Source organism: Pseudomonas sp. PS01300 (assembly GCF_029960155.1).
Taxonomy (GTDB): Bacteria; Pseudomonadota; Gammaproteobacteria; order Pseudomonadales; family Pseudomonadaceae; genus Aquipseudomonas; species Aquipseudomonas palmensis.
This window is the reverse complement of the sequence record NZ_JASCPN010000044.1, coordinates 26,511-46,149: the sequence shown is the minus strand read 5'-3', so window position 1 is coordinate 46,149 and position 19,639 is coordinate 26,511. Positions and strand designations below refer to the sequence as shown.

General features: G+C 64.4%; 18 protein-coding genes. 8 read left to right on the top strand and 10 right to left on the bottom strand.

Annotated elements, in window-relative coordinates:
* Positions 1-83: 83 nt before the first annotated feature.
* The 3 genes from yjiA to QMX96_RS19345 all read right to left on the bottom strand — a co-directional run bounded on the left by yjiA (position 84) and on the right by QMX96_RS19345 (position 3,412).
* Complete coding sequence (gene yjiA / locus QMX96_RS19355) at positions 84-1,043, bottom strand: GTPase (protein ID WP_043860564.1); 960 nt, start codon at positions 1,041-1,043, stop codon at positions 84-86.
* Positions 1,044-1,129: 86 nt separating this feature from the next.
* Positions 1,130-1,327 (bottom strand): YbdD/YjiX family protein, encoded by a 198-nt coding sequence (locus tag QMX96_RS19350; RefSeq protein WP_043860565.1) that lies wholly within the window; start codon positions 1,325-1,327, stop codon positions 1,130-1,132.
* 18 nt (positions 1,328-1,345) lie between these two features.
* Positions 1,346-3,412 carry a carbon starvation CstA family protein gene (locus tag QMX96_RS19345; RefSeq protein ID WP_043860566.1) on the bottom strand — a complete coding sequence of 689 codons (2,067 nt, stop codon included), beginning with the start codon at positions 3,410-3,412 and terminating at the stop codon, positions 1,346-1,348.
* A 197-nt stretch (positions 3,413-3,609) separates the two neighbouring features.
* On the opposite strand from QMX96_RS19345, the gene QMX96_RS19340 reads away from it, so the two are divergent.
* Positions 3,610-3,975, top strand: coding sequence for a PilZ domain-containing protein (locus QMX96_RS19340; RefSeq protein ID WP_058540734.1), 366 nt, complete (start codon positions 3,610-3,612; stop codon positions 3,973-3,975).
* Positions 3,976-4,239: 264 nt separating this feature from the next.
* The gene (locus QMX96_RS19335; RefSeq protein WP_210015157.1) at positions 4,240-5,760 is read left to right on the top strand and encodes a nucleobase:cation symporter-2 family protein; all 1,521 of its coding nucleotides are present in this window, start codon (positions 4,240-4,242) and stop codon (positions 5,758-5,760) included.
* A gap of 47 nt (positions 5,761-5,807) precedes the next feature.
* Here QMX96_RS19335 and radA read toward each other — a convergent pair whose 3' ends face one another.
* Positions 5,808-7,175 (bottom strand): DNA repair protein RadA, encoded by a 1,368-nt coding sequence (gene radA, locus QMX96_RS19330; protein ID WP_054916566.1) that lies wholly within the window; start codon positions 7,173-7,175, stop codon positions 5,808-5,810.
* A gap of 175 nt (positions 7,176-7,350) precedes the next feature.
* Between radA and mscL the strand changes: the two genes are divergently transcribed.
* Positions 7,351-7,764 carry a large-conductance mechanosensitive channel protein MscL gene (gene mscL, locus QMX96_RS19325; RefSeq protein ID WP_054916565.1) on the top strand — a complete coding sequence of 138 codons (414 nt, stop codon included), beginning with the start codon at positions 7,351-7,353 and terminating at the stop codon, positions 7,762-7,764.
* A 48-nt stretch (positions 7,765-7,812) separates the two neighbouring features.
* Here the strand turns inward: mscL and QMX96_RS19320 are convergent, their stop codons facing one another.
* Positions 7,813-8,589 (bottom strand): ferredoxin--NADP reductase, encoded by a 777-nt coding sequence (locus QMX96_RS19320; RefSeq protein ID WP_043860573.1) that lies wholly within the window; start codon positions 8,587-8,589, stop codon positions 7,813-7,815.
* A gap of 246 nt (positions 8,590-8,835) precedes the next feature.
* Between QMX96_RS19320 and QMX96_RS19315 the strand changes: the two genes are divergently transcribed.
* Positions 8,836-9,540, top strand: a complete 705-nt coding sequence (locus QMX96_RS19315; protein WP_043860574.1) for a LuxR family transcriptional regulator — start codon at positions 8,836-8,838, stop codon at positions 9,538-9,540.
* Positions 9,541-9,647: 107 nt separating this feature from the next.
* Positions 9,648-10,772 (top strand): methyltransferase, encoded by a 1,125-nt coding sequence (locus QMX96_RS19310; RefSeq protein WP_282362235.1) that lies wholly within the window; start codon positions 9,648-9,650, stop codon positions 10,770-10,772.
* Between the two features lie 135 nt (positions 10,773-10,907).
* Here QMX96_RS19310 and QMX96_RS19305 read toward each other — a convergent pair whose 3' ends face one another.
* The 3 genes from QMX96_RS19305 to QMX96_RS19295 are packed head-to-tail and all read right to left on the bottom strand — an operon-like array spanning position 10,908 to position 13,523.
* The gene (locus tag QMX96_RS19305) at positions 10,908-11,063 is read right to left on the bottom strand and encodes a DUF2474 domain-containing protein (RefSeq protein ID WP_043860576.1); all 156 of its coding nucleotides are present in this window, start codon (positions 11,061-11,063) and stop codon (positions 10,908-10,910) included.
* Positions 11,064-11,075: 12 nt separating this feature from the next.
* On the bottom strand, positions 11,076-12,083 hold the full coding sequence (gene cydB, locus QMX96_RS19300; RefSeq protein ID WP_043860577.1) for a cytochrome d ubiquinol oxidase subunit II: 1,008 nt from the start codon (positions 12,081-12,083) through the stop codon (positions 11,076-11,078).
* Positions 12,084-12,086: 3 nt separating this feature from the next.
* Positions 12,087-13,523: a cytochrome ubiquinol oxidase subunit I gene (locus tag QMX96_RS19295; protein ID WP_043860578.1), complete on the bottom strand. Its 1,437-nt coding sequence runs from the start codon at positions 13,521-13,523 to the stop codon at positions 12,087-12,089.
* 373 nt (positions 13,524-13,896) lie between these two features.
* Between QMX96_RS19295 and QMX96_RS19290 the strand changes: the two genes are divergently transcribed.
* Positions 13,897-15,126, top strand: coding sequence for an MFS transporter (locus tag QMX96_RS19290; RefSeq protein ID WP_043860579.1), 1,230 nt, complete (start codon positions 13,897-13,899; stop codon positions 15,124-15,126).
* A 92-nt stretch (positions 15,127-15,218) separates the two neighbouring features.
* Here QMX96_RS19290 and QMX96_RS19285 read toward each other — a convergent pair whose 3' ends face one another.
* On the bottom strand, positions 15,219-15,704 hold the full coding sequence (locus QMX96_RS19285) for a GNAT family N-acetyltransferase (RefSeq protein WP_054916561.1): 486 nt from the start codon (positions 15,702-15,704) through the stop codon (positions 15,219-15,221).
* A 159-nt stretch (positions 15,705-15,863) separates the two neighbouring features.
* Here QMX96_RS19285 and QMX96_RS19280 point away from each other — a divergent pair, with 159 nt between their 5' ends.
* Together QMX96_RS19280 and trmA are read left to right on the top strand one after the other, a co-directional pair.
* Positions 15,864-17,159, top strand: coding sequence for an NCS2 family permease (locus QMX96_RS19280; protein ID WP_043860685.1), 1,296 nt, complete (start codon positions 15,864-15,866; stop codon positions 17,157-17,159).
* Positions 17,156-18,241: a tRNA (uridine(54)-C5)-methyltransferase TrmA gene (trmA, locus tag QMX96_RS19275; RefSeq protein ID WP_043860686.1), complete on the top strand. Its 1,086-nt coding sequence runs from the start codon at positions 17,156-17,158 to the stop codon at positions 18,239-18,241. Before QMX96_RS19280 ends, trmA begins: the two co-directional genes overlap by 4 nt.
* Before the next feature lie 108 nt (positions 18,242-18,349).
* On the opposite strand, the gene QMX96_RS19270 is transcribed toward trmA, so the two are convergent.
* Positions 18,350-19,516, bottom strand: a complete 1,167-nt coding sequence (locus QMX96_RS19270; protein WP_054916560.1) for an alkaline phosphatase family protein — start codon at positions 19,514-19,516, stop codon at positions 18,350-18,352.
* Between the last annotated feature and the right edge of the window lie 123 nt (positions 19,517-19,639).

Sequence of the window (19,639 nt, the reverse complement as noted above, 5' to 3'; positions counted from 1 at the left end):
GGTCAAGCCCGCTCCCACAGGATTTCATAGCCCTCCAGATGGGTAGTAAACCTGTGGGAGCGGGCTTGACCCGCGATGGGCCCTCAGGGGCGACCCAAGGCCTCGAACCCCTCGCGAATCTTCGCCTCGGGCAGGTCATCGGCAATGAACACCATCACACTCTCGCGCTGTTCGCCTTCGGCCCACTCGGTATCCCAGTCGAAGCCATAGAGCTTCAGCACGCCCTGAAACACCAGCCGCCGATCCTCGCCAGCAATGTTCAACACGCCCTTGTAGCGCAATAGCTGCTTGCCATGCGCCTCCAGCAATTGGTTCATGAACTCGCTCAGCCGGTCGATATCCAGCGGCACATCGGTACGCAGCACCATGCTGGAGATCCGGTCCAGGCTGTTGCCCGCCGCCACAACAGGCCGCAGGTTGAGGCTGGCGTTGAGGTTGAACCCGCGCACATCCAGCATCTCGGCCAGGTCGATCCTGCCGTTGTCCACCACACGGATCGGCGCACGTCGGTTGATCCGCGCCAGGCGCTGGCTCAAAGCCTCGAACGCGGCCGCATCGACCAGGTCGGTCTTGCTCACCAGCAGGCGATCGGCAAACCCGACCTGGGCCTGGGCGATGGTCTGGGTCAGGTGCAGGTCGGCATGCGCGGCATCCACCAGGGTGATGATGCCGTCGAGGATGTAGCGCTCGCGCAGCTCTTCGTCGATGAAGAAGGTCTGCGCCACCGGTGCCGGGTCGGCCAGGCCGGTGCACTCGATCACCAGCCGGTCGAAGGCAATTTCGCCGCTGTCCAGACGCTCCAGCAGCAGGAACAGCGCCTTGGTCAGGTCGGTGTGGATGGTGCAGCACACGCAGCCGTTGGCCAGGGTCATGACCTGCACCGGTTCGTCGCCCAGCAGTTGGGTGTCGATGCCGGCGTCGCTGAACTCGTTTTCGATCACGGCGATTTTCAGGCCGTGCTCGGCCTTGAGCAGGTGACGCAGCAAGGTGGTCTTGCCGGCCCCCAGAAAACCGCTGAGCACGGTGACGGGAATGGGTTGCACGGAAAATCTCCTGAACACTGAAATGACTGTGGGAGCCCGGCTGCCCGGGCTCCCACAGGTTTGTCACACGCGGGCGGTGCCGTCTTTCAACAGCACTTGGGCCCGCCCTTGCCGCCGTAGCGCGCCTCCTGGCGTTCCCGGAAGAACTCCTCGTAGGTCATCGGCGGCAGGTCGGGGTGCCGGGTTTGCATATGCTCGACGTAATTGTCGTAGTCGGGCATGCCGACCATCAGGCGGGCTGCCTGCCCCAGGTACTTACCCAGTCGACCGAGATCGTTGAACATGTCTGCAATCCTCTTGGTTTACGCGTCCGGCAAGGCCTGGAACGGCGATTCCTTGTCGGTACGTTCTTTCTTGTTCAAGGCGCGGATACCGACCTTGAGCGCGAAGAACAGGATGCTGAACACCACGAACAGGAACAGCGCGGTCAGCGTCGCGTTGGTGTACGCGTTGAAGATCACGTGCTGCATCTGCGCGATGTCCTTGGCCGGGGCCAGTACCTGACCGGCGTCCAGCGCCGCGCTGTACTTGTTGGCCAGGGCCAGGAAGCCCACCGCCGGGTTCGGGTCGAACAGCTTGATGAAGCCTGCGGTGGTGGTGCAGATCAGCAGCCATACCGCCGGCACCAGGGTGACCCACATGTACTGCTGGCGCTTCATCTTGATCAGCACCACGGTGCCGAGCATCAGCGCGATACCGGCCAGCATCTGGTTGGAGATGCCGAACAGCGGCCACAAGGTGTTGATGCCACCCAGCGGGTCGATCACGCCCTGGTACAGCAGGTAGCCCCACAACGCCACACAGCCGGCGGTAGCGAGCAGGTTGGCGCCCCACGACTCGGTGCGCTTGAGCGCCGGCACGAACGAGCCCAGCAGGTCCTGCAGCATGAAGCGCCCGGCACGCGTACCGGCGTCTACCGCAGTGAGGATGAACAGGGCTTCGAACAGGATCGCGAAGTGGTACCAGAACGCCATGGTGTTTTCACCCGGCAGTACCTGGTGCAGGATCTGCGCGATACCCACCGCCAGGGTCGGCGCACCACCGGCACGGGCCAGCACGGTGTGCTCGCCGATGTCCCGGGCGACCGCCTCGAGCTGCTCGGGGGTGATGGCAAAGCCCCAACTGCTGACTGTCTGCGCCACCGACACCACGTCGGCACCGACCACCGCGGCCGGGCTGTTCATGGCGAAGTACACGCCCGGCTCGATCACCGAGGCGGCAACCATGGCCATGATCGCGACGAACGACTCCATCAGCATGCCGCCATAGCCGATGTAGCGGGCGTTGACTTCGTTGTCCAGCAGCTTGGGCGTGGTGCCCGAGGAGATCAGCGCATGGAAACCCGATACCGCGCCACAGGCGATGGTAATGAACAGGAACGGGAACAGGGTGCCCTTCCACACCGGGCCGGTGCCGTCGGTGAACTGGGTCAGCGCCGGCATCTTCAGCTCGGGCGCCAGCACCAGGATGCCGATGGCCAGGGCAATGATGGTACCGATCTTGAGGAAGGTAGAGAGGTAGTCACGCGGCGCCAGCACCAGCCATACCGGCAGCACGGCAGCGACGAAGCCATAGCCCACAAGCATCCAGGTGATCTGCACGCCGGTGAAGGTGAACGCCGGGCCCCACACCGGATCGGCGGCCACCAGGCCCCCTAGCCAGATGGACAGCAACAGCAGCACCACACCGATCAGCGAGATCTCGCCGATGCGGCCCGGGCGGATATAACGCATGTAAACGCCCATGAACATCGCGATGGGGATGGTCGCCATCACCGTGAACATGCCCCATGGGCTTTCGGCCAGGGCCTTGACCACGATCAGCGCCAGCACCGCAAGGATGATGATCATGATCAGGAAGCAGCCGAACAGGGCGATGGTGCCGGGAATGCGGCCCATTTCCTCACGCACCATGTCGCCCAGCGAGCGACCGTTGCGGCGGGTGGACAGGAACAGGATCATGAAGTCCTGCACTGCACCGGCCAGTACCACGCCGGCGATCAGCCAGAGCGTACCGGGCAGATAGCCCATCTGCGCAGCCAGTACCGGGCCCACCAGCGGGCCAGCGCCGGCGATGGCCGCGAAGTGGTGACCGAACAGGATGTGCTTGTTGGTCGGCACGTAGTCCAGACCATCGTTGTTGAGCACCGCCGGGGTGGCCCGGCGCGGGTCCAGCTGCATCACCTTGGTGGCGATGAACAGACTGTAGTAACGGTAGGCGACCAGGTAGAGGGCTACCGAGGCAACCACAATCCACAAGGCGTTGATCGCTTCGCCACGGCGCAGGGCAACCACACCCAGCGCACAGGCCCCCAGGACTGCCAGCAGCAGCCACGGTATATGGCGTAGCAGGCTATTATTGTTGTTCATGGTTTGCTTCCAGCTAGTGGATATGAAAGACCGCCCATCGAGTCTAGGGCGAGTCTTGGCGCATTGCCATACTTGCTTTGGTCTAGAGCCTGCAGCCCCGCCCACAGTCTCGTTATGCGCGTTCGCGATCATGCTGGCAAGCCCTGAGCTATAGTCAGTCAGGTTCCAGCCAGGTTCTACTGCAAAGGGCCTCCACCATGAGCGATCACCCAGAACGCCGGCGCTTCCAGCGCATACCCTTCGATGCACCGACCGAACTGCTCCAGGGCGAACGACGCTGGCCGGTCAACCTGCTCGACCTGTCGCTCAAGGGCCTGCTGATCGAGGCGCCCAAGGCCTGGGACGCCGACCTCGAGCGGCCGTTCGCTGCGCAGATACGCCTGGGTGAAGAGGCGTTTGTCACCATGACGGTGGAACTGCGCCATGTCGACGACACCCAGCTGGGGTTTATCTGCGAGCACATCGACCTCGATTCGCTGGAGCACCTGTGCCGCCTGGTGGAGCTCAACCTGGCCGATCGCACCGAACTGGAGCGCGAATTCCATCAACTCATCGACATTTGAAATCTTTTAGCCCGCTACCGACCTGACCCCGCCCCGCCTTCCTGTCCACCCAGACAGCTTTCAAACAGCCGTTCATGCCACCGGACCCAGCCCTGGCGGGCCTGGTGCTGCGTGTTGGAACGATAACTGCATCCACGCCTGCACCCAAACCAATGACCTGACTGTCCCTGTGCCAATCTAAAAATTGTATACAATTGTTCTGGCAATGAATGGCACGAGTTGTCTACAGTAGCGCCACAACAATAAAACAGAGAACCTGCTCCCATGACTACGTCCTCCCCCGACACGTCCACGGCATCACGTCCTGAAGACGAGAACCTGGGGCTCGGCGCCAACCTGGCGTACGGGCTGCAACACGTACTCACCATGTACGGCGGTATCGTCGCGGTACCGCTGATTCTCGGCCAGGCGGCCGGCCTGGGCCCGGCCGACATCGGCCTGCTGATTGCCGCATCGCTGTTTGCCGGTGGCCTGGCGACCCTGCTGCAGACCCTGGGCCTGCCGTTCTTCGGTTGCCAGTTGCCGCTGGTACAGGGCGTTTCGTTTGCCGGCGTGGCCACCATGGGCGCGATTCTCAGCAGCGAGGGCGGCGGCGGCCTGCCGGGGGTGCTGGGCGCGGTGATGGCGGCCTCGTTGATCGGGTTTCTGATCACCCCGGTGTTCTCGCGCATCACCAAGTTCTTCCCGCCACTGGTGACCGGCATCGTGATCACCACCATCGGCCTGACCCTGATGCCGGTCGCGGCGCGCTGGGTCATGGGCGGCAACAGCAAGGCACCGGACTTCGGCAGCATGTCCAACATCGGCCTGGCGGCGGTGACCTTCCTGATCGTGCTGATACTGAGCAAGCTGGGCAGCGCGGCGATCTCGCGGCTGTCGATCCTGCTGGCGATGGTGTTCGGCACCCTGATCGCCTGGTCGCTGGGCATGGCTGATTTCAGCAAGGTGCTCGAAGGTCCGCTGGTGGCCTTCCCTACCCCATTCCACTTCGGCATGCCGACCTTCCATATCGCGGCCATCCTGTCGATGTGCATCGTGATCATGGTGACCCTGGTGGAAACCTCGGCCGACATCCTCGCGGTAGGTGAGATCATCGACACCAAGGTCGACTCCAAGCGCCTGGGCGATGGCCTGCGTGCCGACATGGCCTCGAGCATCCTGGCGCCGATCTTCGGTTCGTTCACCCAGAGCGCATTCGCCCAGAACGTCGGCCTGGTGGCCGTGACCGGGGTGAAGAGCCGCTACGTGGTGGCCACCGGTGGCGTGATCCTGGTGGTGCTGGGCCTGCTGCCGATCATGGGCCGGGTGATTGCCGCCGTACCGACCTCGGTACTGGGTGGCGCGGGGATCGTGCTGTTCGGCACCGTGGCGGCCAGTGGTATCCGCACGCTGTCCAAGGTGGACTACCGCAACAACATGAACCTGATCATCGTGGCCGCCTCACTGGGCTTCGGCATGATCCCGATTGCCGCGCCCAACTTCTACGCGCAGTTCCCGAACTGGTTCGAGACCATCTTCCACTCCGGCATCAGTTCGTCGGCGATCATGGCGATTCTGCTGAACCTGGTGTTCAACCACTTCAAGACCGGCAACTCCGATCATCAGTCGGTGTTCGTGGCCGCCTCCGAGCGCACGCTGAACTACTCGGACATTTCGGGGCTGCGTGACGGCGACTACTTCGAAGACGGCAAGCTGTTCGATGCCGAGGGCAAGGAGATTCCGTTGCTGGAGAAGGATGAGCATGGGAGCAAGGTGGTGAGGCGAGAGACTGCCGCCGAGCACTAGACAGCACGAGGAGAAAAGGCCGGTGATCTTCACCGGCCTTTTTTGTGTTACTCGAACAACGCATCCAGCGCCTGCTCCAGGCGCGTCACCGCAATCACCTGCAGCCCCGGCGGCGCTTCCTTGGGCGCGTTGCCCTTGGGCACGATGGCGCGCTTGAAGCCATGTTTGGCGGCCTCCTTCAGGCGCTCCTGCCCGCTCGGCACCGGGCGCACTTCACCAGACAGGCCCACCTCGCCGAACACCAGCAGGTCGTGTGGCAGCGGGCGGTTGCGCAGGCTCGACATCACCGCCGCCATCAAGGCCAGGTCCGACGCGGTCTCCAGTACCTTGACCCCGCCCACCACGTTGAGAAACACGTCCTGGTCGTGGGTGGGGATGCCGCCATGGCGATGCAGCACCGCCAGCAACATGGCCAGGCGGTTCTGGTCCAGGCCCAGGGTCACACGGCGCGGGTTGGCCATGTGGCTTTCATCCACCAGCGCCTGCACCTCCACCAGCATCGGCCGGGTACCTTCCCAGGTGGCCATCACCACGCTGCCCGGCACTTCCTCCTGGGCACGGGTGAGGAAGATCGCCGACGGGTTGGAGACTTCCTTGAGGCCGCGGTCGGTCATGCCGAACACGCCCAGCTCGTTGACCGCACCAAAGCGGTTCTTCACCGCGCGCAGCAGGCGCAGGCGACCGTCGGACTCGCCCTCGAAATACAGCACGGTGTCGACCATGTGTTCCAGTACCCGCGGCCCGGCCAACGCGCCCTCCTTGGTCACGTGGCCGACCAGGAAGATCGCCGTGCCGCTCTGCTTGGCATAGCGCACCAGCAAGGCGGCACTCTCGCGTACCTGCGACACGCCACCGGGCGCCGACTGCAACTGTTCGGTGAAGATGGTCTGGATGGAGTCGATCACCATCACCTTGGGCTTTTCGACCCGCGCGGTGGCAATGATGGTTTCGATGCAGGTCTCGGTCATCACCCGCAACTGATCCTGCGGCAGGCCCAGGCGACGGGCACGCATGGCCACCTGCTGCTGGGATTCTTCCCCGGTGACGTACAGCGCCGGCATGCGCGTGGCAATGTTGCACAGGGTCTGCAGCAGGATGGTGGACTTGCCGATGCCCGGGTCACCGCCAATCAGCACCACCGATCCATCGACCAGGCCGCCACCGAGCACGCGGTCCAGCTCGGCGCTGGCGGTGCTGAAACGCGGGATCTCCTCGACACTGACCTCGGCCAGGGTCTTGATCTGCGCCTGTTGCCCGGCCCAGCCGGTGCGCCCGGCAGGCGCCGCGGCGCCGCCACTTTCGATCATGGTCTCGACCAGGGTGTTCCACGCGCCGCATTCGCCGCACTGGCCCGCCCACTTGGGAAAGGTCGCGCCGCACTCGGTGCAGCCGTACATGCGCTTGGCCTTGGCCATGGGGCAGTCTCCTGGAAAAAGGGGCCATGATAGCCGAGCCGACCCAGCTGCGGGGCGCCGCCTGGGCGACAAAACTATTCGGCATAGCCGGGGTCTTTTACTGCAACGCGGAGCATGAAGCGCATAGCTGATTTACACTGCGATGACCAATCTCATCTGTTACAGGGAATAAACCATGGGCGTGATCAGTGAATTCAAGGCCTTCGCGGTCAAGGGCAACGTGGTCGACATGGCCGTCGGTATCATCATCGGCGCCGCGTTCGGCAAAATCGTTTCATCGTTTGTTGGCGATGTGGTGATGCCACCCCTGGGCCTGCTGATCGGTGGAGTGGACTTCAGTGATCTGGCGGTGGTGCTCAAGGCGGCCGAGGGTGACGCGCCGGCGGTGGTGCTGGCCTATGGCAAGTTCATCCAGACGGTGATCGACTTTCTGATCGTGGCCTTCGCGATCTTCATGGGCGTGAAGGTGATCAACCGCCTCAAGCGCGAAGAAGCGGTGGCCCCGACCCTGCCGCCGGTACCCACCAAGGAAGAAGAACTGCTGGGCGAAATTCGCGACCTGCTCAAGGCGCAGAACCAGCAGCCCTGAATCGGGCCTGCCTGACCGTAACGGCGCCTTCGGGCGCCGTTGTGCTGTCTACCAGTAGTTTTCCACCGCCACCTGGCCCGGCCGGCGGCTGAGGCTCAGTTGAAGATCACGCGCCTTGAGCACCTGGCGGGTGTCGTCGATCATCTGCGGGTTGCCGCAGAGCATCACCCGCGAATGTTCGGGGGTCAGCGCCAGGCCGGCCGCACGCTCCAGTTCGCCGTTCTCGATCAGGGTGGTGATACGCCCGTTCAGCGCACCCGGGTGTTGCTCGCGGGTGACCACCGGAATGAACTGCAGCTTGCCCGCATGTTCGGCCAGGTAGTCGCGCTGCTCCAGGCCGGCGATCTCCTGCTGATAGGCGAGCTCCCTGGCTTCGCGCACCGAATAGACCAGCTTGATGGTGTCGAACCGCTCCCAGGCTTCGAAGTCCTGCAGTATCGACATGAAGGGTGCAATGCCGGTACCGGTCGCCAGCAACCACAGGTCCCGCCCGTCGGCGAAGCGATCGAGGGTCAGGAAACCGAACGCCTGGCGGTCGATCAACAGTTGGTCACCCTCGCGCAGCCGGCTCAGCTCACTGGTGAACTCGCCGCCGGGCACGACGATCGAGAAAAAGTCCAGGTACTCGTCGAACGGCGACGAGACCATCGAGTACGCCCGCCACACCACGCTGCCATCGGCACGGGTCACGCCCAGGCGAGCAAACTGGCCGGCCCGGAATCGAAAACCGGGATCACGGGTTACGCGCAGGCTGAACAGGTTGGGGGTCAGCGGCTGGACATCGAGCAGGGTCTGGCGGGTGAACTTCTCCGCACTGGCAGTCATGGTGTGCTCCACAATTCAGGTAAACACAGTGTCGCGCAAAGCTGACGGGATAAACACCGCCGCGATGTAATGGCATTACGCTCATGTGTTTCAACCACGTAACAAAACATGTAACGCGGGTTGTACAACCCTATTTTTATGTAGAGCACTGGAACATTTCTATAGCAAAAAAAACCTAGAACAACGTGCGACTTTTCCTACACTCGATCCAGGGTGACTAAATTGCAAAGGTGCACGGAGGCTCAAATGCCATATTGGAAGCAGGAGCAGTTGCAACAACTGACGCAGGAGGAAAACCAGCAACAGATGTTTGCCACTGCACTGTCACTGGCCGAGCAACTGGACATGGAGTTTCTGGCATACCGCCTGAACGGCAGGACGGTCGCCGAAGGCCCGCAGGTCATGATGTTCAACAACTACCCGGCCGAATGGAACGAGCTCTACAAGAAGAACGAGTACGCGCGCATCGACCCGGTGCTTGTGCATTGCCATCATTCGAACATGCCGGTGCTGTGGTCCCCGCAGTTGTACAAGCAAGCCCCCGAGTTGCGACAGACGGCGTGCGAACATGGCCTGTGCCATGGTTGGAGCCAGGGCACCCAGGACCTGCGCGGCAACGAAAGCGTGCTGTGCGTATCACGCCGGCAGGGCGAAGTGAGCATGGCGGAACTGTACGAAAAGTCGGCCCAGACCCTGTGGCTGTGCAACCTGCTGCACACCCTGATGGTTGCCAAGTTGCATCCGCCCAAGGCCCGTGTGCAGGCACTCTCGCCCCGGGAACGCGAGGTGCTGCAGTGGACCGCTGCCGGCAAGACTGCCGAAGACATCAGTTGCATCCTCACGCTGTCCAGAAGCACGGTCAATTTTCATATCCGCAGCATCACCAGCAAACTCAACACCACCAACAAGACCAGCGCGGTCGCCATCGCCACCCAGTACGGGTTGATCTGAGGTTCTGCTCGCCAACACCCCCCTCCCCACCTGCAAAAACGCTGTAGAATCTGCGCCCGTCCAGCGCCAAGCCCCAGCGCGCGCGCCAAAGCCCAGAGCCCTACGCCATGCCCCTGTTGATCACCCCCTTCGCCGAGCTCGAGCTGCTTCGCCAGCCCGAATACGCCAACGACCCCTTGCAGGCCTTCGACGCGGCCGACGAGTACCTGCTCGAACACCTGGCCGCGCAGGCGCTGCCTGCCACGAGCCGGGTACTGGTACTCAACGACAGCTTCGGCGCGCTGGCCATCAGCCTGCGCGCACATGTCCAGGTGCTGGGCAGCGGCGACTCCTACCTGGCCCGGCTGGCACTGGAGAAGAACCTGGTGCGCAATGGCCAGGCATTCGACAGCGTGCCCTTCATCGCCGCCAGCCAGCATTGGCAGGGGCCGTTCGACCGGGTGCTGGTGCGCGTACCCAAGACCCTGGCGCTGCTCGAAGAGCAGTTGATCCGGCTGCAGGGCCAGTTGGCACCCGGCGCGCAGGTAATCGCCGGGGCGATGATCAAGCACCTGCCACGGGCAGCCGGCGACCTGCTGGAGAAGTACATCGGCCCGGTGCAGGCATCGCTGGCGCGCAAGAAGGCGCGCCTGCTGATCGCCACGGCCGAGCCCAGGGCGGCGGCGGCCTCGCCCTACCCCACCCGTTATAAGCTGGAGCAACCACCGCTGGAGCTGGTGAACCACGCCAATGTGTTCTGCCGCGAAGGGCTGGATATCGGTACCCGTGCCTTCCTGCCACATCTGCCCCGCGACCTGGGCGATGCGCGGGTGGCCGACCTTGGCTGCGGCAACGGCGTGCTGGGCATCGTCAGCGCGCTGGCCAACCCGCAGGCGCACTACACCCTGGTGGACGAGTCGTACATGGCGGTGCAGTCGGCCGAGCAGAACTGGCAGGCGGCGCTGGGCGAGCGAGCCGTGACGGTGCGCGCCGACGACGGGCTGGCCGGGCAGGCACCGCAGTCCCTGGACGTGGTGCTGTGCAACCCGCCGTTTCACCAGCAGCAGGTAGTGGGGGACTTTCTCGCCTGGCGCATGTTCCAGCAGGCACGCGAGGCACTGGTGGTGGGCGGGGCGCTGTACATCGTGGGCAATCGGCACCTGGGCTATCACAGCAAGCTGGCGCGATTGTTCCGGGGAGTGGAGCAGGTGGCAGCCACGCCGAAGTTCGTGGTGCTCAAGGCGCGCAAGTAGGCCGGGTACGGGGCCGACACCTTCGCCGGCAAGCGGCTCCTGCGCCAGGCGGCCGGAACAGGCAAAAAAAACCCTGCGCAGCTCACGCGGCGCAGGGTGTAAACCCGCCCAGGGCGGGATGGGAAATACCTTGGCTCAGTGGGTACTCAAGCCCGCCGCCGCCATGAACATCCGCATCAGCCAGGCCACCACGGCCAGGCTTGCCACGCTCACTGCCCAGATCAGCAGCAGCCAGCCCAGGCGCTGCATCAGCGGCTTTTTCTCCGGTTCGAAGGTGTCTTTGCCAGTCATTGCCAGGCCCTCCTAGTGATAGCCGTCGTCGTGGGTCACCTTGCCGCGGAACACGTAGTAGCTCCAGAAGGTGTAGCCCAGGATGAACGGGATGATGAACAGCGTGCCCACCAGCATGAAGCCCTGGCTCTGCGGCGGCGCTGCGGCGTCCCAGATCGAGATCGACGGCGGGATGATGTTCGGCCACAGGCTGATGCCCAGCCCGCTGTAGCCCAGGAAGATCAGCACCAACGTCAGCAGGAACGGGGTGTAGTGGGCATGGCGTGCCACCGCCCGCACCAGCCCGTACAGGGTGACCAGCACCAGGATCGGCACCGGCAGGAACCAGAACAGGTTGGGCAGGCTGAACCAGCGCGTGGCGATGTCCGGATGCGCCAGCGGCGTCCAGATACTCACCACACCGGTCACGGCCAGCAGCACGAAGGCCAGTGGGCGCGCCAGGTCATGCATCTTGCTCTGCAACGGGCCTTCGGTCTTCATGATCAGCCAGGTGCAGCCGAGCAAGGCATAGGCCACGATCAGCCCCACCCCGCAGAACAGGCTGAACGGCGTCAGCCAGTCCAGCGAGCCGCCTGCGTAGTTGCGTTCGACCACCTTGAAGCCTTCGATGAATGCGCCCAGTGCCACGCCCTGGAAGAAGGTTGCGGCCAGCGAGCCGCCGATGAACGCCTTGTCCCACAGGTGGCGCTTGTCGGCCTTGGCCTTGAAGCGGAACTCGAAGGCCACGCCACGGAAGATCAGCCCCATCAGCATCAGCATCAACGGCAGGTACAGCGCCGAGAGCACCACCGCATAGGCCAGCGGGAAGGCGCCGAACAGCGCCGCCCCGCCCAGCACCAGCCAGGTCTCGTTGCCGTCCCAGACCGGGGCGACGGTGTTCATCATCACATCGCGGTCGCGCTCGCCCTTGACGAAGGGAAACAGGATGCCAATGCCCAGGTCGAAGCCGTCCATCACCACGTACATCATGATGCCGAAGATGATGATCACGGCCCAGATAAGCGGAAGATCAATACCCATGAGTCAGTTCCCCTTGCTCAGGCTGGCGTGGTCGTCGGCATGGTCGTCGTCGGCAGCCGACAACGGCCGCGCCGGGGTGCGTTGCTGGCCAGGCCCGCCATGGGTCGGCTCGTCGCCCTCGCCGGTTTCCGGCCCCTTGCGCACCAGACGCATCATGTAGCCGAGCCCCGCGCCGAACAGCGCGAAGTACACCACCACGAACATCACCAGGGTGATGCCCAGTTGCGCATAGCTGTGGTTGGACACGCCATCGGCGGTACGCATCAGCCCGTACACCACCCACGGCTGGCGACCGACCTCGGTGGTGAACCAGCCGGCCAGGATCGCAATCAGCCCGGACGGGCCCATCCACAGGGTCAGGTAGAGGAACGGGCGCGAGCTGTACAGGGTGCCGCGCTTGCGCAGCCACAGGCTCCACAGGCCCACGGCGATCATCAGCATGCCCAGCCCGACCATGATGCGGAACGACCAGAACACCACGGTGGAGTTGGGCCGGTCTTCAGGCGGGAACTCCTTCATCGCCGGCACCTGCTTGTCCAGGCTGTGGGTCAGGATCAGGCTGCCCAGCGCCGGGATCTCCAGCTTGAAGTGGGTGGTCTCGTTCTTCATGTCGGGGATGCCGAACAGGATCAGCGGGGTCGGCTCGTCGCCGACGTTTTCCCAGTGGCCTTCGATGGCGGCGATCTTCACCGGCTGGTGCTTGAGGGTGTTGAGCCCGTGGAAGTCGCCGATCACCGCCTGCACCGGCGCCACGATCAGCGCCATCCACATGGCCATCGAGAGCATCTTGCGAATCGCCGGGTTGTCCTTGCCGCGCAGCAGGTGCCAGGCGGCCGAGGCGCCGACGAAGAAGGCCGTGGCCACGAATGCTGCCGTGGCCATGTGCGCCAGGCGGTAGGGGAAGGACGGGTTGAAGATCACCGCGAACCAGTCGACCGGGATCACCACGCCGTTGACGATTTCATAACCTTGCGGGGTCTGCATCCAGCTGTTGGACGCCAGGATCCAGAAGGTGGAGATCAGCGTGCCGACGGCGACCATGATGGTGGCGAAGAAGTGCAGGCCGCGCCCGACCTTGTTCCAGCCGAACAGCATGACCCCCAGAAAGCCCGCTTCGAGGAAGAACGCGGTGAGCACCTCATAGGTCAGCAACGGACCGGTGATCGAGCCGGCGAAGTCCGAGAAGCGGCTCCAGTTGGTGCCGAACTGGTACGCCATGACCAGGCCGGAGACCACGCCCATGCCGAAGTTGACGGCAAAGATCTTCGACCAGAAGTGGTACAGGTCGCGGTAGACGCTGTTGTGGGTCTTGAGCCACAGGCCTTCGAGCACCGCCAGGTAACTCGCCAGGCCGATGGTGATGGCCGGGAACAGGATGTGGAAAGAGATCGTAAACGCAAACTGGATTCGGGCGAGATCTAGAGCCTCTAATCCGAACATAGTGCTTCCTCTGTCAGGTTATCCGGCGTCAGGGTCACGGCCTTGGCGCCAACTGCCCCTACGTCATTGAGTGCGGCGAGTTGGAATTGTTCTGAAAACTTGCAATCGCAGGGAATTCGGCCCTCCGGCCACATCGTTGCATTTGAAACAGTTGCAAAAACAACAATTGATCCAGGTCAACGATTGCCTGAAAGCATAGTCCTGAACGGGCCGCATGGTTGTGTGGTGGTTTGCCGCGTGACCGGTTGCCTCACCCCCTTTACGCACACACGAATCGGTGCGCCTACCGCACGGGGATGACGGCTTTCGCAACCTACTGTTACAAACTGGTGATAATCTGCCCCGCCGCCCCCGCAAAGGCTCTGTATCTCACATGTCAGACCATGCCCCGCTCCTGCTGCGCCATCACCGCCCCTTCCTGGCGTTCTGGTGCGCGCGAATTTTCACTGCCAGCGGCTTCCAGATGCTCACCGTGGCCATCGGCTGGCACCTCTATCAGCTGACCGGCAACGTGCTCGACCTGGGCCTGGTGGGCCTGGTGGAATTCGCCCCGCGGGTGCTGTTCATGCTGCACACCGGGCATGTGGCCGACCGCTATGACCGGCGCCGGGTGGCAGCGCTGTGCCAGTTCGCCCAGGCGCTGATCGCCCTGGCGCTGGTGGTGGGCAGCAGCACCCACAGCGTGACCCGCGAACTGATCTTCGTGCTGGCGTTCCTGCTGGGCAGTGCGCGCTCTTTCGAGATGCCGGCCACCCAGGCGTTGCTACCCAACGTGGTGCCCTCGGCGCTGTTCCCGCGGGCAGTGGCCGCGTCGGCCTCGGCCATGCAGTCGGCGACCATCGTCGCGCCGGCGCTGGGGGGCTTTCTGTATGCGTTTGGCAGCGTGTGGGTGTATGGCCCGACCGTGGTGCTGTACGTGATCGCCTGCGGCCTGACCTTGCGCCTGAGCGCCGCCCGCCAGCCGGCCAACCGGGGCCGGGCGAGCCTGGAATCGCTGCTGGCGGGCATTCGCTTCATTCGCAGCCGCCCGGACGTGCTCGGCGCGGTGTCGCTGGACCTGTTCGCCGTGCTGCTGGGCGGCGCCACGGCGTTGCTGCCGGTGTTCGCCAAGGACATCCTGCTGACCGGCCCGTGGGGCCTGGGCCTGTTGCGCTCGGCGCCGGCGGTGGGGGCGCTGCTGATGTCGGTGTGGCTGGCGCGCTTCCCCATCGAGCGCAAGGTCGGGCGGGTGATGTTCACGGCGGTGGGGGTCTTTGGCGTGGCGACCATTGCCTTCGGCCTGTCGACCTCGTTCTGGTTCTCGCTGGCGGTGCTGGCGGTGCTGGGCGCGGCTGACATGATCAGCATGGTGATCCGCAGCGCGTTCGTGCAACTGGAGACGCCGGACGAGATGCGTGGTCGGGTAAGCGCGGTGAACGGGTTGTTCATCGGCGCCTCGAACCAGCTGGGCGAGTTCGAGTCCGGGGTCACGGCGCACTGGTTCGGCACCGTGCCGGCGGTGGTGCTGGGCGGGGTGGGCACGCTGGTGGTGACGGGCGTGTGGATCAAGCTGTTCCCGACGCTGGCGGGGCGCGATCACATGCATACCCAGAAAAAGGGCTGACCGCGCTTACCCAATCGTGGGTCAAGCTTGCTCCCACAAGGACCTCACTGAATCTGTGGGGGCGGGATTGACCCGTAATGAGGCCAGCCAGATCAAAGCATCAGGGTCATCTGCCGCTCATACCCCACCCGCCCGCGATACCCCTCGCCGCTGTCCACCCACCCCGCCGCGCGGTACAGCCTCAACGCCGCCTGATTGTCGGTATCCACCGACAGTTGCAGGCAACGCACCTGCGGCCACACTTCGCGCACCCGCGCCGGCAGCGCCGCCAGGCACCAGCGGCCAAGCCCCTGCCCCTGCGCCCGCCAGTCCACCTGCAGGGCATGCAAGGTGGCCGCATCATGGCGGGCCCACGGCGGCAGGTGTGCACCACGCTTGAGCAGCAGGAAGCCCTGCGGCACGCCCCCCACCAGCAGCGCCAGCCCGCGCACATCGTCGCCGGGCCGGTTCAGCAGGGTATGCAGCGCGCCCTCGATGTCACCGCAAAACGCCCGCTGCGCCGCCAGCACCTCGATGCCGGGCAGGCCTGCGCGCTGGGCCGGGGTCAGCGCATCGTAGTGAATCAGCTGCACGGTCATGGTCCTGGTCCAAAAGTGGCGGTCTTGCTGATATGATGCGCGGCTTTTTTGCGGCCCATTCAAAAATCACTCAGTCCGGCACCCCGTGTCCGGTACAGTCTGTGCTTTGCTGATGGGGTCGAACATTCAAGGCGCCGCAGTGCGCCACGGGGAGCTGGCATGCTGGAAAGGCTGTTTCAACTGAAAGCGCACAATACCAACGTGCGCACCGAAATCCTGGCGGGGGTCACCACCTTCCTGGCCATGGCCTACATCCTGTTCGTCAACCCGAGCATCCTCGGCGAGACCGGCATGGACAAGGGCGCGATCTTCGTCGCCACGTGCCTGGCTGCCGCCATCGGTTCGGCGGTGATGGGGCTGATCGCCAACTACCCGATCGCGCTGGCGCCGGGCATGGGCCTGAACGCCTTCTTCACCTACACCGTGGTGCTGCACATGGGCCACACCTGGCAGGTGGCACTGGGGGCGGTATTCATTTCGGCGGTGCTGTTCTTCCTGCTGTCGATCTTTCGCATCCGCGAATGGATCGTCAACAGCATTCCGCTGCCGCTGCGTTCGGCAATTGCCGCCGGCATCGGCCTGTTCCTGGCGCTGATCGCCCTGCACAACGCCGGCATCGTGGTCGACAACCCGGCCACCCTGGTGGGCCTGGGCGACCTGCGCAACCCGGCACCGGTACTGGCCACCCTGGGCTTCTTCCTGATCGTCGCGCTCGAGGCGATGAAGGTACGCGGCGCCGTGCTGATCGGCATCCTGGCGGTCACCGTCGCCTCCATAGGCCTGGGCTACACCCCGTTCAACGGCATCGTGTCGATGCCGCCCTCGCTGGCCCCGACCTTCCTGCAGCTGGACATCAAGGGCGCACTGGATGTCGGCCTGATCAGCGTGATCTTCGCCTTCCTGTTCGTCGACCTGTTCGACAACTCCGGCACCCTGATCGGCGTGGCCAAGCGCGCCGGGCTGATGGGCAAGGACGGCCACATGCCGAAGATGGGCCGCGCCCTGATCGCCGACAGCACCGCGGCCATGGCCGGCTCGCTGCTGGGCACCTCGACCACCACCAGCTATATCGAATCGGCGGCCGGCGTGAGTGCCGGCGGACGCACCGGGCTGACCGCCATCGTGGTGGCTGGGCTGTTCCTGCTGGCACTGTTCTTCGCCCCGCTGGCCGGCAGCGTTCCGGCCTTCGCAACCGCGCCTGCACTGCTGTTCGTCGCCGTGCTGATGGCCTCGGGCCTGGCGGAAATCAACTGGGACGACGTGACCGAGGCCGCCCCGGTGGTGGTCACCGCGCTGGCCATGCCGCTGACCTATTCGATTGCCAACGGCATCGCCTTCGGCTTCATCTCCTGGACCGTGATCAAGCTGATCTCGGGCCGCCGGCATGAACTGAACTCGGCGCTGGTGGTGCTCTCCATCCTGTTCGTGATCAAGCTGGGCTGGTACGCCGCATGAGTTCCGTCTACGACCCGACTACCTACACCGCGCAGCTTGAGGCCAAGGTCGAGCGCCTGCGCGCGCTGCTGGCGCCATTCGGCGCGCCGGAGCCGGCGGTGTTCGACTCGCCGCGCGAGCATTACCGCCTGCGCGCCGAGTTTCGCCTGTGGCGCGAGAACGAGCAGCGTCACTACGCAATGTTCGCCCCGGGTGAAAAGCACCAGGCGATCCTGATCGACGACTTCCCCATCGCCAGCCAGCGCATCAACCAGTTGATGCCGCAGCTCAAGGCGGCGTGGCAGGCCAGTTCGGCGCTGAGCTTCAAGCTGTTCCAGGTGGAGTTCCTGACCACCCTGGCGGGCGACGCGATGATCACCCTGTGCTACCACCGTCCCCTGGACGAGCATTGGGAAGCCGCTGCCCGGCAACTGGCGACCGACCTGGGCGTGAGCATCATCGGGCGCTCCAAGGGCAAGCGCGTGGTGATCGGCCGTGACTATGCGGTTGAAGAGCTGGCCGTGGGCGGGCGCACTTTCCGCTATCGCCAGCCAGAAGGCGCGTTCACCCAGCCCAACGGCACGGTGAACCAGAAGATGCTCAACTGGGCCTACGAGGCCCTGGGCGAGCGCGAGGACGACCTGCTGGAGCTGTACTGCGGCAACGGCAACTTCACCCTGCCGCTGGCCACGCGGGTGCGCAAGGTGCTGGCCACCGAGATCAGCAAGACCTCGGTGAACGCCGCGCTGCACAACCTGGACGACAACGGCGTGGATAACGTGCGCCTGGTGCGCCTGTCGGCCGAAGAGCTGACCGAGGCCCTGAACGAGGTGCGGCCGTTCCGGCGCCTGGAAGGCATCGACCTGAAAAGCTATGCCTTTGGCAGCGTGTTCGTCGACCCGCCGCGCGCGGGCATGGACCCGGACACCTGCGAGCTGACCCGGCGCTTCGATAACATCCTGTACATCTCGTGCAACCCCGAGACACTGGCGGCGAACATCGAGCAGTTGAGCGATACGCACCGTATCGAGCGGTGTGCGCTGTTTGACCAGTTCCCGTATACGCACCATATGGAAAGCGGGGTGCTGCTGGTTCGGCGCTAGGCCCGGATCGGCGGTGTTCTATCGCGGGTCAAGCCCGCTCACACAGGAATGTCACGGCTCTGAAGGGCAGTGGGGTACCTGTGGGAGCGGGCTTGACCCGCGATGGCCCTAACCTGAGTACATCAACAGCGGCACCACCTGGTCCGCGTCCGTCAACGCCCCATGGTGCCCGCGCCACTGGCTGGGGTGCTTCTCCTCCACGCTGCGAATGATCCCGCCGGCCCCGGTCGGAACCACGATCAGGTCCCCGATACGCCCCTCGGCCTGGCTCAGCATCACGTCCCCGAACAACCCCGCGCCAATCGCCTGCGCCTTGCTCAACACCCGGTATTCATCCCCCAGGCGGTTCTGCCAGCGCTCGTGCACGCGGTCCTGCTGATGCTCGTGGGTGTACAGGTAGCGCGCCCGGATGTCCCCGGCCATCGCCCGCACCCCGTCCTGCAAGGCACTGTCGGTATCGAAGTCATGCACCTGGGCGCGGTCCAGGTCGAGCATGCCGTGGTCGGCAATCACGAGCATGCGCGCCGAGCGCGGCAGGCGCCCGGCAATGTCGCGGGCCAGCTGATCGGCAATCTCCAGTTGCCTGCACCAGTCGGGCGAGCCCGGCCCATACAGGTGCCCGGCAAAGTCCAGGTCACCGAAATAGGCAAAGCAGAAGGCTGGCGCCTCCACCTCCAGTGCGCTACGCACCAGCTCGGGATAGGCATCGTAGGCCGGCGCGGCAAGGATGCCGCCGGCCTTGTAGATGGCACGGGTGAAGTCCGAGTCGGCAAAGCGCCCGAGCATGACCGTGCTGATCTGTACGCCCTGGGCGGCCGCGTCTTCCCAGGCGGTCTGCGGCACGATGAAGGAGGCCGCGACAGGCGCTGCGGTCGGCACGCTGCCCGTCTGCGCGGCCGCAGTGGTCCATGACAGCGGCGAGAACACCGAATGTGCATCCAGGGCGAAATCGCAGCCCACGATGCCATGCGCACCGCTGCCCATGCCGGAGGTCACGGCGGCCAGGCTGGCGGCAGTGGTGGCCGGGAAGCCGACCTTGAAATGGCTGTCGGGCTGCATCAGCGCGGCCAGGAACGGTGCATGCTCGGCGTGCGCCTTGAGCAGGTTCCAGCCCAAGCCATCGATCAACAGCAGGCAGGTGGCTGTAGAGCGCTCGAGCCGGAACGGATTCCTGAAGCCCCTGGCGCCCAACCCGGCGAAAACCGACTGGGTCAGGCTGGCCAGGCCCGGCCAGGTGTCGTGAACGTCCCGCATCTCTTCGAACTGCGCCGCCATGTCGCCCTCCGTGGTGCCGTGCAAAACAACAGGTTTAGCACAGCTTGTTCGATCAGCGAACAGAAACGATCAATGCACGGCCCGCCCCGATTGACCATATTAACCAGTCAGTACATTTTAGTC